The organism is Janthinobacterium sp. 75, from assembly GCF_004365495.1.
Classification (GTDB): domain Bacteria; phylum Pseudomonadota; class Gammaproteobacteria; order Burkholderiales; family Burkholderiaceae_D; genus Janthinobacterium.
In genome coordinates this window covers 4,776,980-4,791,766 of the sequence record NZ_SORD01000001.1, presented here as the reverse complement: position 1 = coordinate 4,791,766, position 14,787 = coordinate 4,776,980, and the positions used below count along the sequence as shown (strand labels likewise).

Below are 14,787 nucleotides of genomic sequence, written 5' to 3'. Positions count from 1 at the left end.
GATGGGCTGATAATAACTATCAGGAGAATAGTTATTATTTCAGGTGGCCGAATGGGGCACAAATGGAAAACGCCCCGACGGGCGGGGCGTTTTTTGATGAGGCAGGGATCGTGTGCTTGTCAGTCTTCTTCGCGCCAGCGGCGCAACCGGATGGCAGCGTATATCAGCGCCGCGCCTGCCGCTGCGCCCAGCCAGACGGCTGGCATGGCCAGGCTGGACCAGGAATTGCTGAACACATCGATGCGTGTCATGTGCGACCCCCCCTCTGCCAGGGCGTGCATGCGCGGCAGCAGTTCCGGTTCGAACAGATACCAGCTGCCGGGGAGAGTGCCCAGCAGCGCGCGTCCGATGACATTCATCTGTATCCAGTTGACGTCGCTTTCCGTCTGCGTCAGCTTGCCGGCCCAGACCGTCAGGATGAGCAGCAGCAAGGGCACGCCGACTGCCCACAGGAAGACTTTCGACTTGGCCCAGCTCGATACCATCAGCAGCCAGCCCACCGTCGGCAAGGCCCACAGGCAATACACGGGCAGCAAGCCGAACACGCGCAGCGGTCCCAGGTATAGCCCGGGAGAACCAAGCAAATCGACAAACACATGGATGCCGTTGGCCGCCAGCACGCCGCTCAGGATCAGGATCAGGGCCAGCGAAGTCAGGCTGGCGGCGGCGGCCACGATGAGCGGCGCGACCAGCAGGGCGATGGCCGCTTTCGACAGCACCGTTTGCGCATCCGAGACGGGCAGCGATTTCCAGAACAGCACGCTGCGGTCGCGGCGGTCGTCATGCAGGGCGCTCAGGCAATAGAAAAATACCAGGAAGCCCAGCGCCAGGAACAGCGGCGCGGCCGCATATGTATAGTTGTTGGCGACGGCATCGATGATTTCCGTACGGCGCGGGCCGAAGGTGCGGGTATTGAAGACGGTGCTCCAGGAAATTTCTTCGCCATTGACGATGAGCGCCGTGTGCATTTTGCTCTTTGCAACGGTCGCGGCCGCCATCAGGGCGCCCAGCAGCGTCATGACGATGCCGATCAGGGCCGGCGTCCACACCAGCATGCCCTTGTGTTCCCACAATTCACGCCGTAGCAGCCATTGCATCTTGTTTGCAGGGGAAATGCTCATTGGTACGATCCTTTCATGGTCGCGACAAACAGGTCAGCCAGGCTGGGCGTGCGTACTTCGCCCAGGGCAGCCAGCTGGGTGCGGGCGACGCCGTCGAACAGCATCACCGACTTGCCAAACACGCTGCGTTCGCTGATCGGCTGCAGGGCGCGCGCTGGATTGAGGTGTTGCGGGCCCACCATCACCTCGATGTAGCGCTCGCCCACCTCTTCCATGGTCGAAGCCAGCACAATCTTGCCGTCGCGAATGAACATCAGGTCGCTGAGGATGTGTTCCACTTCCTCGATCTGGTGCGTGGTGATGACGATGGTCTTGTTTTCGTCGAAATAGTCTTCCAGCAGGTTCTGGTAAAACTGCTTGCGGTACAGGATGTCGAGGCCCAGGGTGGGCTCGTCGAGCACCAGCAGTTTGGCGTCGATGGCCATCACCAGCGCCAGGTGCAGCTGCACCACCATGCCCTTCGACATGGCCTTGACCTTCATCTTCGGTGCCAGCTTGGTGTGGGCCAGGTAGCGTTTGGCCTTGCTGCGATCAAAACGTGGATGCACGCCGGCAACGAAATCGATGGCGTCGGCCACGCGCAGCCAGCCCGGCAGGATGGCCACGTCGGCGATGAAACACACATCGTCCATCAGCGCGTCGCGCTGCACGCGAGGATCGCGCCCCAGCACCGACAGCTCACCGTCGAAGCCCGTCAGGCCGAGGATGGCTTTCAGGGTGGTGGTCTTGCCGGAACCGTTAGGCCCGATCAAGCCGACGATGCGCCCCGGGGCGATGTCAAAGCTGATGCCATCGATGGCCACCTGTTTGCCATACTGCTTGCGCAGGCCCCGAGCGCTGATGACGCTATCGTTGTTCAATGCATTCATGCGCTCTCTCCGTGTGCGCCACTGTCGCGGCTCGCTTGCAGCAGTTGATCGAGGTCCAGTCCCAGTTGCGTGATGCGTTCCAGCATCGCCGGCCATTCTTCGCGCATGAAGCGTTCGCGTTCACTGGCCAGCAATTTGTCGCGGGCGCCTTCCAAGACATACATACCGAGTCCTCTGCGTTTTTCCACCAGGGCATCGTCGACCAGTTCCTGATAGGCGCGCGAGACCGTGATGGGATTCAATTGATAATCGGCCGCCACTTGGCGCACCGAAGGCAGGGCGTCGCCGGACTGCAGCACGCCATCGAGCATCATGCCCACCACCCTGGCCTTGAGCTGGCGGTAGATGGGGCTATTGTCATTCCATTCCGCGCTCACGGGATGCGCTCCGATAGAGACGGGGCGACGCGGCGCGAGAGTAGTGCTGAGGGCATAGTGACTCCTTGGTGTTTTGTTGATTCGGTGTTGTAGTTAACTATAACACTAAGAATCGGGAATGCAAGCATTATTTCAGGCAAGCCGCCGCCGCAGGTCCAGCGCATTGAACAGGGCGGCATCTGCTGCCGTATTGTCGAAGACGCACCAGCTACCGGCCTGTGCCTGTGTGCGCAAGGAGATGGCCAGGCTGGCCAGATACTCGGCGGTGTAGTCCGAGCAGTAGATTTTCGGGCTGCCGTGCAGACGCAGGTACGCCAGGTCCGTGGTCGGCACATGCGGGCCGGCCTGGCCGGCTGGCGGATCGGCGCGCACGCGCGTGATGCTTTGTTGTATCAGTAGTTCGGTGGCCTGCGCGTCGAACCAGCCGGCGTGGCGCGCTTCGCACGCGAGCATGCCGTCGAAGCGCTGGCGCAGCGCATGGAAAAATACGGCGGCCACGTCAGCCTCGAAATGCAGGCTGGGCGGCAACTGCACCAGCACGCAGCCCAGTTTTGTTTCCAGTTGCAAGGCTTCCCCCGCAAAGCGATCCAGCTCGGCCACGCCATCGCGCAAACGCCGTTCGTGCGTGATGCTGCGCGGCAATTTCACGCTGAAGCGGAAATGCTCAGGCACGCTGGCGGCCCAGCGCGCGTAAGTGGCGGGCTGGTGCGGGCGGTAGAAGGAACTATTGATTTCCACGCAGTCCAGCACCTGGGCGTAGCGCTGCAGATGACTGCCATCAAGGGGGAAGTGGCTGGCGGCGGCGCTGGAAATGCTCCAGCCGGCCGTGCCGATCAAGGGCGTGGGAAAGGGCGTGGTCATGCCACCATTACAGCAAAGCTTGGCGGGCGCAGCTGTCAGACAAACGCCCGTGGGGCGGTCGGCGCAGGGCTAGTCGATGATGTTGCCGCTGAGATCGTGGCGCGTGATGTTGCCGCGCGCATCGATGGCGATCCAGCCGCCGCGCGGCTGTTCCGGCGGCGTCACGTCGCATTCCCAGTCGGGCAGGACATAGCGCAAGGTCTGGCCGACTTTATGCACGGCAGGGCGGTGCGTATGGCCGTGGATCATCACGGCACTGGCATGTTCGGCAAATACTTGCGCCACCGCGTCGGGTGTGACATCCATGATGTCCATGGCTTTTTCGCCATTGTGCTCGCGGCTGCTTTTGCGCAAACCGGCTATGATGGCCTTGCGCTGCGCCAGCGGCATGGACAGGAACTGTCTTTGCCAGGCGGGCTGGCGCACCATGGCGCGAAACTCCATGTATTTGACATCGTTCGTGCATTCGGCGTCGCCATGCAGCAAGACGATGCGCTGGTCGGCAATCGCCGCCACGTGCGGTTCGCTGAGCAGGGTGGCGCCGGCGGCGGCGGCAAAGCCGGAGCCGACGAGAAAATCGCGGTTGCCGGCGATCCAGTAGACGTGCACGCCAGCATCGCTGACCGCGCGGATGGCAGCCGTCATGCGTGCATTGAACGGGTCTTCCAGGTCATCGTCGCCGGCCCAGTATTCGAACAGGTCGCCTAATAGATACAGCGCTTGCGCATATTGCGCATGGTGTTCCAGGAAAGAAAGAAACGCCGCGCTGGTGCGCGGGTGCGAGCTCTGCAGATGCAGGTCGGAAATAAAGAGTGCGGCAGGCATTGTCATCGTTCAACGCTCCCAAAAAGTGAAGTGCATGGAGAGGCGCAAACGCTGCAATGCCTGTTGTTCATGATGCCAGAGCCTGATTAAGCGGCTTCGACTTTTTCGATGATGACATCGGTCACTGGCACGTCGGCGAACATGCCGGCGCGCGAGGTTTTCACGGCGCGGATGGCGTCGACGACTTCTTTGCCATCGGTAACTTTACCGAACACGGCGTAGCCCCAGCCGTCCTGGCCTGGGTAGTCGAGGAAGCTGTTGTTCTTGATGTTGATAAAGAACTGTGCCGATGCCGAGTGCGGGTCCGACGTGCGGGCCATGGCCAGGGTGTAGGTATCGTTTTTCAAGCCGTTCTTGGCTTCGTTTTCCACGGTGGTATCGGCAGGCTTTTGTTTCATGCCTGGCTCGAAACCGCCGCCCTGAATCATGAAGCCGTCGATGACGCGGTGGAAAATCGTGTTGTCGTAGTGACCGGCTTTCATGTAGGCCAGGAAGTTGGCAACCGTTTTCGGCGCTTTTTCGGCGTCCAGTTCAGCGGTGATCTTGCCCAGATTGGTGGTGATGATGACGGAGGTCATGATGATCCTTAATAAATTAGATGAAGAATGATTCGACGGCCCCCGTGGTTCAGGGCCGCAAAAACGCTATTTTACAGTTTTGCGGGCGCTGATTTGAGTAAAGTCGCCGATTCGATCACCACGGGAGTGACCGGCACGTTCTGGTGCGGTCCCTTGTCGGCAACGGGCACGGCCTTGATCTTGTCGACCACGTCCATGCCGCTGACGACTTTGCCGAACACCGTGTAGCCGAAGCCGTCGCGGCCAGGGTAGTCGAGCGCGCCGTTATTGTTCACGTTGATGAAGAACTGCGACGTGGCCGAATGCGGGTCGCCCGTGCGCGCCATGGCGATGCTGTAGGTCACGTTCTGCAATCCGTTTTGCGCTTCATTCTTGATCGGCGCTTTTGTCGCTTTCTGCTTCATGTTCTTGTCGAAGCCGCCGCCTTGTATCATGAAGCCATCGATCACGCGGTGAAACACGGTGCCCTTGTAGTAACCGCTTTTGACATACCGCAAGAAATTGGCCACGCTTTGGGGCGCTTTTTCCTGGTCCAGTTCCAGCACGATCTCGCCCAGGCTGGTTTTCAGGGCCACGTGCGGCGTGGGATCGAGGGTAGCCGCAGGGCTGGCTGGCGCGGCTGCCACGACGGCGCTGCCCAGGGTGAGACCGGCAAACAGGGTGCAAAAGCGGGCCAGGAAAGACAGGCGTTTCGATTTGATTTCTTGCATGAAGTTGTCCTTGATCGTTATTTTTCTCTAAACTTGCTTTAATTGTAAATAACTGAAAATTCGGTTGAACATCGTAAAAACCTGATTCATATCGGGCCAGTATGGTTTTTATCAATGTTATACTTGACCGCTAACGCCCTAATTCTAACAAACAAGAACAACACTATAGCGGCTCGACCAGTCTTGGCGCACACGGCAGTTCAGTGGCGCGGCACCCCCGGTGTCCGCGCCTGTCTGTCGTTTTGCCAGGCTGGCGGCCGCTCCACTTGCAAAGTACGATGAGCAATCTAAAGATTTACAACACCCTGGCTCGCGAGAAGCAGGTATTCGTCCCGATGGAAGCGGGCAAGGTACGCATGTACGTCTGCGGCATGACCATCTACGATTATTGCCATATCGGCCATGCGCGCATGATGATGGCGTTCGACGTCATCTATCGTTGGCTGAAAGCGTCCGGTTTCGACGTCACCTATGTGCGCAATATTACGGACATCGACGACAAGATCATCCGCCGCGCAGTGGAAAACGGCGAGACCATTTCCCAACTGACATCGCGTTTCACCCAGTACATGGATGAAGACACGGCCGCGCTGGGCATTTTGACGCCCGATCATACGCCGCGCGCCACTGAATACGTGCCACAGATGGTGCGCCTGATCGAGCAGCTGGAAGCGAAGGGCCTGGCTTACCAGGGCGCCGATGGCGACGTCAATTACGCCGTGCGCAACTTCCCCAGCTACGGCAAGCTGTCGGGCAAGTCGCTCGACGACCTGCGTGCGGGCGAGCGCGTCGACGTGAACACGGGCAAGCGCGATCCGCTCGACTTCGTGCTGTGGAAGTCGTCGAAAGAGTCCGAGCCGGACGAAGTCAAATGGGATACGAAGTGGGGCAAGGGCCGCCCGGGCTGGCATATCGAGTGCTCGGCCATGTCATGCGCCTTGCTCGGCGAACAGTTCGACATCCACGGCGGTGGCGCGGACTTGCAATTTCCGCACCACGAAAATGAGATCGCCCAATCCGAAGGCGCGTTCGGCCACACCAGCGTGAATTACTGGATCCATAACGGCTTCGTGCGCCTGGACAATGAAAAAATGTCCAAGTCTTTGGGCAATTTCTTCACCATCCGCGAAGTGCTGCAAAAGTTCGATGCCGAAGTGATCCGCTTCTTTATCCTGCGCGCGCACTACCGCAGCCCCCTCAATTATTCGGACGTGCACCTCGATGATGCTCGCCTGTCGCTCACGCGCTTGTACACGGCGCTGGCCGACGTGGTGGTGGAAGAGGGCGCCATCGACTGGAGCGAAGCGCATGCCGCCCGCGTGGCCGAAGCCATGGATGACGATTTCAACACACCGCTGGCCGTGGCCGCCCTGTTCGACCTGGCGACGGAAGTCAACAAGAGCAAGTCGCCGGCCCTGGCGCGTCAATTGAAGGGCCTGGCGGGCGTATTCGGCTTGCTCGAGCGCACGCCGCAGCAATTCCTGCAGGCAACCGTTGGCGCTGCCGCCGGCGGCCAGGATGAGGCGGCAGGCATCGAAGCGGCCATCGCGGCGCGCAGCGCGGCGAAAAAGGCGCGCGACTTTGCTCAGTCCGACAAGATCCGGGCTGAACTGTTGGCGGCAGGCATTATTCTCGAAGACAAGCCTGACGGCTCGACGAACTGGCGCCGGGCATGATGCCAACGTCCAGGGAAAACGGGGAAGCCACCAGCATGACGGCCACGGCAGCAGTGATCCAGGTGCCGGCCTACTGGGAAGAGGCGAAGATCGAGCTGATGAAGCGCGACCGCATCATGAAAAAGCTTATCCCGCAATTTGGCGACCTGCACCTGGTCGGCCACAGCGACCCGTTTACCACCCTGGCCCGTTCGCTGGTGGGCCAGCAGATCACGCCCAAGGCGGCGGATGCTGCCTGGAAAAAGCTGCTGCTGGCTTGCCCGAAATGCACGCCTTCACAAGTATTGAAGGCGGGCGCCGAGCAACTGTCCGCCTGCGGCTTGTCCAAACGCAAGACCGAGTACATCCTCGACCTGGCCGACCATTTCAAGGCCAAGCGTGTGCACGCCAGCCAATGGGACCAGATGGATGACGAAGCCGTCATCGCCGAACTGGTGCAAATCCGCGGCATCGGCCGCTGGACAGCCGAGATGTTTCTGATATTTAATCTGCTACGGCCGAATGTCTTGCCGCTCGACGACCCCGGTTTGATCCAGGGTATCAGCGTCAATTATTTTTCCGGCGAACCCGTTTCTCGCAGCGATGCGCGCGAAGTTTCCGCCAATTGGGAACCGTGGCGCACCGTGGCGACGTGGTATTTGTGGCGCAGTCTCGACCCTGCAGCTGCCCCTGCCTCACCCGATGCAGCCCCCGGCGCAGCAGCCGGTACGGTAAAATAAACATAGATGACGCCGCGCGCCCTGGCGCCGTGGCCGGTAAAACCTGGAGGTACAATGACTAAAACGACTTTCCTCAATTTTGAACAGCCGATCGCGGAACTCGATTCCAAGATTGAAGAATTGCGCTTCGTGCAAGACGATTCGGCCGTCGACATCTCGGAAGAGATCGACCGCCTGGCCAAGAAGAGCCAGCAACTGACCAAAGATATCTACGCCAAGCTGACGCCTTGGCAAGTGGCGCAGATCGCGCGCCACCCCCAGCGGCCCTACACCATGGATTACGTGAATGAAATCTTTACCGATTTCCACGAATTGCATGGCGACCGCAGCTACGCCGACGATCTGTCCGTCGTGGGCGGCCTGGCCCGCTTCAATGGCCAGCCGTGCATGGTCATCGGCCATCAGAAGGGCCGCGACACGAAAGAGCGCGCCATGCGCAATTTCGGCATGCCGAAACCGGAAGGCTACCGCAAGGCCATGCGCCTGATGAAAGTGGCTGAAAAGTTCAACTTGCCCATCTTCACCTTCGTCGACACGCCAGGCGCCTTCCCCGGTATCGATGCGGAAGAACGTGGCCAGTCGGAAGCCATCGGCCACAACCTGTACGTGATGGCTGAATTGAAAGTGCCGCTGATCGCCACCATCATCGGTGAAGGCGGTTCCGGCGGTGCACTGGCCATTGCCGTGGGCGATGCCGTGCTGATGCTGCAATACTCGACCTATGCCGTGATTTCGCCGGAAGGCTGCGCCTCCATCCTGTGGAAGAGCGCCGAGCGCGCCTCGGACGCGGCCGAGGCGCTGGGTCTGACTGCCCACCGCCTGAAAGCCATGGGCCTGATCGACAAGATCATCAATGAGCCGCTGGGCGGCGCCCACCGCGATCCGAAACAGATGGCCACCTTGCTCAAGCGCGCCTTGGCCGACACCCTGCGCCAGTTCCATGGCATGAAAACCAAGGATCTGCTGGCCGCGCGCCATGAAAAACTGCTGAGCTACGGCAAGTTCAAGGAAACCACGCCGAGCGAGTAAGCGATATTGGCTACGCAGCAAAATGCTGGGGTTAGACGGGGACGCCGAGTCCCGTCGGGTCTGACCCCTGATTTTCGCCTGCAATGAATAAGTATTTCCAGGGACAGTCCGCTAAACGACACCATCCGTTTAGCCGCCTGTCCCTCTTTGCATTCCCGGAGTCCACATTGAAAAAGCAACAAACCGCCACCGTCGCCGATATCTTTGCCAGCGCGCTGGACGCCTGTGCGCCGCCATCCGGCAGCAGGGTGGGTATCGCCCTCAGCGGCGGCCTCGATTCCTCGGCCCTGCTGCACCTGGCACATGCTTGGGCGCAAGAACACGGCGTGGCCCTGCACGCGTTTCACGTGCACCACGGCCTGAGCCCGAATGCGGATGCCTGGCTGGCGCATTGCGAGCAGTTGTGCGCCGCCATGGGCATCGCCTTCGAAGCGCGCAAGGTGATCCTGGAAAAGAAGGCGACGACGGGCACGGAAGAAGCCGCCCGCAAGCGCCGTTATGCCGCCCTCGGCGAGCTGTGCGCCACGCACGGCGTGCGCTTGCTGCTGACGGCCCACCACCAGGATGACCAGGCCGAGACGGTGCTGCTGCAATTGCTGCGCGGCTCCGGCACGGCGGGCTTGTCCGGCATGGATGGTGCCAACAGCGCGCCCGAGCTGCTGGGCAACCCGGACCTGGTGATGGCGCGTCCCTTGCTGCCCGTGTCGCGCAAGCAGCTCGAAGCGTACGTGGCGAAGCATGCGATAGCGCATATCCACGATGAATCGAACGACGATCCTCACTTTGCCCGCAATGCCTTGCGGCACCAGGTGATGCCCGTGCTGGCGCAGGCCTTTCCCGGTTTCCAGGAGCGTTTCGCCCGCAGCGCCCAGCATGCGCAATCGGCGCAGCGCCTGCTGACGGAACTGGCGACGCAGGATCTGGCCGCTTGCCTCGACGGCGATTGCATCGAACTGGCGAAATTGCGTGAGTTAAGCACGGACCGCTGCTACAACTTGCTGCGTCACTGGTTCAGCACGCGCGGCTTGCGCATGCCGTCGACGGCGTGGCTGGCGGAAATGCTGGCGCAATTGCTGGAAGCGCGGCCCGATGCGCAACTACTGGTGACGCATCCCGAATGCCATGTGCGGCGCCACCGCGACCGGTTGTACCTGACGCCCAAGCTCGATGACCTGGCTGGCATGCGCGACAAGAGTGACGCTGGCATTCCCGGCCTGGAAAAGGCTGGCCAGCAATTTGCGTGGCGCGGCGAAGCCAGCCTGGCCTTCCCCGCGTATGGCGGCGTGCTGCATTTCGATGCGGTGGAAGAGGGCGGGCAAGGTATCGATATTGCCTGGTTGCAATCTCAAACCTTGACGATCGATTTCCGCCAGGGTGGCGAGCGCCTGAAACTGGCCCTGAACCGTCCCACCAAGAGCTTGAAATACCACTACCAGGCGTTTGACGTGCCCGCCTGGGAGCGCGAACGCCTGCCACTTGTCTGTGCGGCGCAACAATTGCTGTATGCGGCCGGTATTGGCCTCGATTGTCATTGCATGAGCCTGCTGGATCGTCCCCGCGTCGCCTTGCGCTGGGTCTCCTGCTGAGCGTAAGCGCAGCTGCTACGGCCACTCTCGGGGTGGCCGGCAAGTGGCTGCCCATGCGCTCCGGACTGCATGGATTGGTTATTTCCATATGCGCAATCGGTATGAGCTAATGCGCTTTTTAGCTTGTTATTTTGCATTGCGGCATGTAGAGTAAAGCCCTCCTTTTTTATTCTTCTTGAGCGGAAACTTCACTCTTATGGCTTTAATCGTCCACAAATATGGCGGTACGTCGATGGGCTCGACTGACCGTATCAAGAATGTCGCCAAGCGCGTTGCCAAGTGGCACGACGCTGGGCATCAAATCGTGGTGGTGCCATCGGCCATGTCGGGCGAAACCAACCGCCTGATTGGACTGGCCAAGGAAATCATGGATCAACCCGATCCCCGTGAACTTGACATGATCGCCTCGACAGGCGAACAAGTGTCCGTCGGCCTATTGTCGATGGCACTGCTGGCGATCGGCAAACAAGCCGTATCCTATGCTGGCTGGCAAGTCGCGATCAAGACCGATTCCGCCTTTACCAAGGCACGCATCCAGTCGATCGATGACGAAAAAGTCAAGCGCGACCTCGATGCGGGCAAGATTGTCATTATTACCGGTTTCCAGGGCGTTGACGAACACGACAACATCGCGACTTTGGGCCGCGGCGGTTCCGATACGTCGGCCGTGGCGATTGCCGCCGCCATGAAGGCGGCCGAATGCCTGATCTTCACGGACGTCGACGGCGTCTACACGACCGATCCGCGCGTGGTCTCTGAGGCGCGCCGCCTGAAGACCATCACCTTTGAAGAAATGCTGGAACTGGCTTCGCTGGGCTCCAAAGTGCTGCAAACGCGTTCGGTGGAATTTGCCGGTAACTACCGCGTTCCCACGCGCGTGCTGTCGTCGCTGACCGACCCGATGTTGCCGCTGGAAATAGAAGCCAATTCAGGCACCCTGATTTCGTTTGAGGAAGATACAAACATGGAACAAGCAGTCATCTCCGGCATCGCCTTCAACCGCGATGAAGCCAAAATCACCGTGCTCGGCGTGCCCGACCGCCCAGGCGTGGCCTACCACATCCTGGGGCCGGTGGCGGACGCGAATATCGAAGTCGACATGATCATACAGAATCAGTCGGTCGACGGTAAAACGGACTTCACCTTCACCGTCTCGCGCGGCGAATACACGCGCGCGCTGGCCGTGCTGGAAGCGAACCGCGAATCGCTGGGCGCGGCCAGCATCACGGGCGACGCCAAAGTGTCGAAATTGTCCGTCGTCGGCGTGGGCATGCGCAGCCACGTTGGCGTGGCATCGCAAATGTTCCGTACCCTGTCGGAAGAGGGCATCAACATCATGATGATCTCCACTTCCGAAATCAAGATCTCCGTGCTGATCGATGAAAAGTACATGGAACTGGCCGTGCGCGCGCTGCATAAAGCGTTCGAGCTGGAAAAAGCTTAAATATCTAAAAATATTGCCCCACGCCCTTGACCAAAGGGGGGGCAATCGATATTATGACGTTCGTCGCTGCAGCGCAGTTAGCTACAGAGACATAGTTGAGTAATCAGCTAGGAGACGTGGCCGAGTGGCCGAAGGCACATCCCTGCTAAGGATGCATACGGCTTATACCTGTATCGTGGGTTCGAATCCCACCGTCTCCGCCAGAATCAAACAAAAAAGCCTCCCCTGCGGGAGGCTTTTTTGTTTGTCTGGACGGAACGGCGGGATTCGAAGGGCTGGGCCGTACTGGCCCAGCCCTTTCCGAATCGCCATTCTGCCGCGCTGTGCGCGGCCGTTGGCCGCACAGCGGCCAACGCCGTCCCCTCACTTCAGGCACTGGCAGCCAGCACATACGCCGCTGTCCACAGCACATACGCCGGCCCAGCCGCACGTATCCATTCTATCCTCCTCATCGCCCCCATCCCTTTGACGGTTGCATAATCTGCAAAAGCTGCGCAGAAACTTCGTTCTGGTGAAGCATCACCGTCGCTTAGCGCGAAATCGCGGCCGGCAATTTCGATCTGTCGTCGGGCATGCAGGCGCAGGCCAATCAGTTACTGGTATCGGCGTCGGAATTTGCCGTGCAGGGCGGGCAGGAGGTCGGGCGCGTGGTCGATACGATGGGCGTCATCAATGGCAGCTCGCGCAAAATCGTCGATATTGTCGATGTGATCGACGGCATCGCTTTCCAGTCGAATATCCTGGCCCTGAATCGATGGCCGGGCATTGCCTTGCCGGCGCGTGATGTATTGGCAGACGCCCCTTGCGCACGGGCCATGCGACAGCGCCGTAGGCGGTACAGTGCCGCGCCTGTCAATGTCGCAATGCTCTTGCCTGCGTGCCGCTTACTCATATGGAAGCAACATGAATGCACGGTATCGCACTGCGATCGTCGTCCTGTGCGCCGGCCTGTCGCCCGCCATGGCGGCGTCTGCCCAGGCCGTACCGCCGTTCCTCGATGTGTTCAGCTATCAGTACGCCAATTGCGTCCAGCCTGCCTATCGCCAGGCCGACCTGCTGATGCAGGGCGGGGCGCTGCCGTATCGACGGCGTCAAGGGCGAGGCCTGCGCGGTCGAATTGCAGGAACGCATGGGCGTTTCGCTGCAGGGCGACGTCTGGCAGCACCAGTTGTCCTTTCCGCCGCGTGATGCGACGGCGTTCGCATATCCCGCATGCGCACAAATAGTAATGATTCTCATTTATAATGCAGATCCATGAGGTAGTGATGGGTTGGCGCCTGGCGCCACGCTCGGTGAAGGAGGGCATGATGGGCAGTGTGTATGGCAAGGAGGACGTGATCGCGCATGAGCATCGCGTACTGATGGGCGAATATGGCCGCGCGCAGGCGCGCTGCAGTGCGCAGCTGGCCGCGCAGGCGGCCCGTATCGCGCAGCTGGATTCGGAATTGATGCGCGCGCGGGCGCAAGTCGTGATCCGTGATACGCAGCTGGCGCTGGCACGCGACGAGCTGGCTGAACTGGCGGCCAGCGTGCCGGGCTTGCCTACGCGTGCGCGGCTGGCCCGCCGGGTCGAGTGGCTCGGTGAGCGCGTGCAGGAATTGATGCGCGAGTTGCTGCGCTTGCAGTGGCTGCCCGTGCCAGGCTTGCAGGCCGACGTACGTGAGAAAGCCGTGCTGTATGTGGGCAGCTATTTGACCCAGGATGCTGGCCAGGTTGCGCACGGTGCGCACATGGCGCAGCAGGCCGTCGAGCAGGCTGGTGGACGCTTCCTGCACCACGCTGGCGGCGACGCTGGTGCCGACGATGCGGCGGCGCTGGAAGCGGGCCTGGTGGCGGCCGACCTGGTGATTTGCCAGACGGGCTGCGTCAGCCACGATGCCTATTGGCGCGTGCATGACCACTGCCGGCGCACGGGCAAGCAGTGCGTGCTGGTGGACCAGCCGCAAGCCATGCATTTTGTGCGCAAGGAGGCGCTGGTCACCTGACTTTCGTGCCGCTTAACGCCGGCTTAATCCGCATGGGTCACAATGGCCATCCATTCGACGTGATAGAGAGTGCCCATGCTGTCCCTGCAAATCGGCCCCCTGGCCCTGCCTACGGGCCTGGTCCTGCTGTTCGTTTCCCTGTGCGTCGCTTACGGCGTCGCGTGGTGGCTGCGGCGGTACCGCCAGTTGCCGGACGCCGGCCCCCTTGTTTCCGACCTGCTGATCGCCGGCCTGCTGGCGGCTCGGCTGGCGTTTGTCTTGCGCTGGCATGAACAGTATCTGGCTGCGCCCTGGTCCATCCTGAATATCCGCGACGGCGGCTTCATGGCGCCGGCCGGCGTTGCTGCCGCGCTGGCCATCGCCGCGTGGCGCTGCCGGCGTCCCGCCATGGCGGCCATGCGCCGGCCCCTGGCCATCAGCGTGGCGTCCGGCGCACTGGCCTGGGGTGTGTTGAGCGCGGGCGTGGGGCTGGCCTATGACAAGCCGACAGCCTTGCCGGCCGTGGCCCTGCATACGCTAGCCGGCGCGCCAACGACTCTGGCGGCGTTGGCCGGCGGCAAGCCCATGGTCGTCAACCTGTGGGCCAGCTGGTGCCCGCCATGCCGGCGCGAAATGCCCGTTCTGGCAGCCGCGCAGCAGGCGCGCGCCGATATCCTCTTCGTGTATGCCAACCAGCGCGAAGAGGCGGCGGCCGCCAGCGCTTTCCTGGACAGTAGCGGCGTGACCCTGCGCAATGTGGTGCTCGACAGCGAGGCGGCACTGGGCAAGGCGGCCGGTTCCTCGGCCTTGCCCACCACCCTGTTTTATGACGCGCAGGGGCGCCTGGTCGATACCCACCTGGGCGAACTGTCCGATGCCTCGCTGGCCAGCAAGCTGCAGAAAATCGCCGCGTCTTCGCCGTAAGGCGCCTCGCGTCCTGATTCAGCCGCTCATCCGCGAGGATGCGCGGCTTTTTTTACGCCTTGCCGCTGCCCGGCTCTCTTTGATAGTATACCCCCTATAGTATT

The 14,787-nt window shown here is 61.0% G+C and carries 15 protein-coding genes, 1 tRNA gene and 1 pseudogene; 10 read left to right on the top strand and 7 right to left on the bottom strand.

Features of this window, described 5'->3' with window-relative positions; all coding sequences use genetic code 11:
• Window positions 1-119: 119 nt before the first annotated feature.
• The 7 genes from C8C89_RS21825 to C8C89_RS21795 form a co-directional block, all read right to left on the bottom strand.
• Window positions 120-1,121, bottom strand: coding sequence for a hypothetical protein (locus C8C89_RS21825; RefSeq protein ID WP_133992515.1), 1,002 nt, complete (start codon window positions 1,119-1,121; stop codon window positions 120-122).
• Window positions 1,118-1,990 carry an ABC transporter ATP-binding protein gene (locus tag C8C89_RS21820; RefSeq protein WP_133992513.1) on the bottom strand — a complete coding sequence of 291 codons (873 nt, stop codon included), beginning with the start codon at window positions 1,988-1,990 and terminating at the stop codon, window positions 1,118-1,120. The genes C8C89_RS21825 and C8C89_RS21820 overlap by 4 nt, the downstream gene beginning before the upstream one ends.
• The gene (locus C8C89_RS21815; RefSeq protein WP_101480577.1) at window positions 1,987-2,367 is read right to left on the bottom strand and encodes a GntR family transcriptional regulator; all 381 of its coding nucleotides are present in this window, start codon (window positions 2,365-2,367) and stop codon (window positions 1,987-1,989) included. The genes C8C89_RS21820 and C8C89_RS21815 overlap by 4 nt, the downstream gene beginning before the upstream one ends.
• A 132-nt stretch (window positions 2,368-2,499) precedes the next feature.
• Complete coding sequence (locus tag C8C89_RS21810; RefSeq protein WP_133992512.1) at window positions 2,500-3,228, bottom strand: DUF72 domain-containing protein; 729 nt, start codon at window positions 3,226-3,228, stop codon at window positions 2,500-2,502.
• A 69-nt stretch (window positions 3,229-3,297) separates the two neighbouring features.
• Window positions 3,298-4,053: a UDP-2,3-diacylglucosamine diphosphatase gene (locus tag C8C89_RS21805; RefSeq protein ID WP_133993599.1), complete on the bottom strand. Its 756-nt coding sequence runs from the start codon at window positions 4,051-4,053 to the stop codon at window positions 3,298-3,300.
• Between the two features lie 86 nt (window positions 4,054-4,139).
• A complete protein-coding gene (locus tag C8C89_RS21800) occupies window positions 4,140-4,631 on the bottom strand; it encodes a peptidylprolyl isomerase (protein ID WP_071326571.1) in 492 nt (163 codons plus the stop codon).
• Window positions 4,632-4,702: 71 nt separating this feature from the next.
• On the bottom strand, window positions 4,703-5,341 hold the full coding sequence (locus C8C89_RS21795) for a peptidylprolyl isomerase (RefSeq protein WP_101480580.1): 639 nt from the start codon (window positions 5,339-5,341) through the stop codon (window positions 4,703-4,705).
• 278 nt (window positions 5,342-5,619) lie between these two features.
• Between C8C89_RS21795 and cysS the strand changes: the two genes are divergently transcribed.
• The 10 genes and pseudogenes from cysS (at window position 5,620) to C8C89_RS21745 (ending at window position 14,683) form a co-directional block, all read left to right on the top strand.
• On the top strand, window positions 5,620-7,017 hold the full coding sequence (cysS, locus tag C8C89_RS21790) for a cysteine--tRNA ligase (protein WP_101480581.1): 1,398 nt from the start codon (window positions 5,620-5,622) through the stop codon (window positions 7,015-7,017).
• A gap of 35 nt (window positions 7,018-7,052) precedes the next feature.
• Window positions 7,053-7,736, top strand: a complete 684-nt coding sequence (locus C8C89_RS21785; RefSeq protein ID WP_101484455.1) for a DNA-3-methyladenine glycosylase — start codon at window positions 7,053-7,055, stop codon at window positions 7,734-7,736.
• A gap of 54 nt (window positions 7,737-7,790) precedes the next feature.
• Window positions 7,791-8,765 carry an acetyl-CoA carboxylase carboxyltransferase subunit alpha gene (locus tag C8C89_RS21780; RefSeq protein ID WP_034756951.1) on the top strand — a complete coding sequence of 325 codons (975 nt, stop codon included), beginning with the start codon at window positions 7,791-7,793 and terminating at the stop codon, window positions 8,763-8,765.
• A gap of 167 nt (window positions 8,766-8,932) precedes the next feature.
• Entirely contained in the window at window positions 8,933-10,351 is a 1,419-nt protein-coding gene (gene tilS, locus C8C89_RS21775; protein ID WP_133992510.1) for a tRNA lysidine(34) synthetase TilS, read from the top strand.
• A 196-nt stretch (window positions 10,352-10,547) separates the two neighbouring features.
• A complete protein-coding gene (locus C8C89_RS21770; RefSeq protein ID WP_035817435.1) occupies window positions 10,548-11,795 on the top strand; it encodes an aspartate kinase in 1,248 nt (415 codons plus the stop codon).
• 110 nt (window positions 11,796-11,905) lie between these two features.
• Window positions 11,906-11,998 (top strand) — tRNA-Ser (locus tag C8C89_RS21765).
• 378 nt (window positions 11,999-12,376) lie between these two features.
• Window positions 12,377-12,547: pseudogene (locus C8C89_RS21760) on the top strand (methyl-accepting chemotaxis protein); the annotation flags it as partial.
• Window positions 12,548-12,698: 151 nt separating this feature from the next.
• Complete coding sequence (locus C8C89_RS21755) at window positions 12,699-12,983, top strand: hypothetical protein (protein ID WP_133992508.1); 285 nt, start codon at window positions 12,699-12,701, stop codon at window positions 12,981-12,983.
• Window positions 12,984-13,243: 260 nt separating this feature from the next.
• Window positions 13,244-13,780: a DUF2325 domain-containing protein gene (locus C8C89_RS21750; protein ID WP_243858329.1), complete on the top strand. Its 537-nt coding sequence runs from the start codon at window positions 13,244-13,246 to the stop codon at window positions 13,778-13,780.
• Window positions 13,781-13,855: 75 nt separating this feature from the next.
• Window positions 13,856-14,683 carry a TlpA disulfide reductase family protein gene (locus C8C89_RS21745; RefSeq protein ID WP_133992506.1) on the top strand — a complete coding sequence of 276 codons (828 nt, stop codon included), beginning with the start codon at window positions 13,856-13,858 and terminating at the stop codon, window positions 14,681-14,683.
• The last annotated feature ends 104 nt before the right edge of the window (window positions 14,684-14,787 follow it).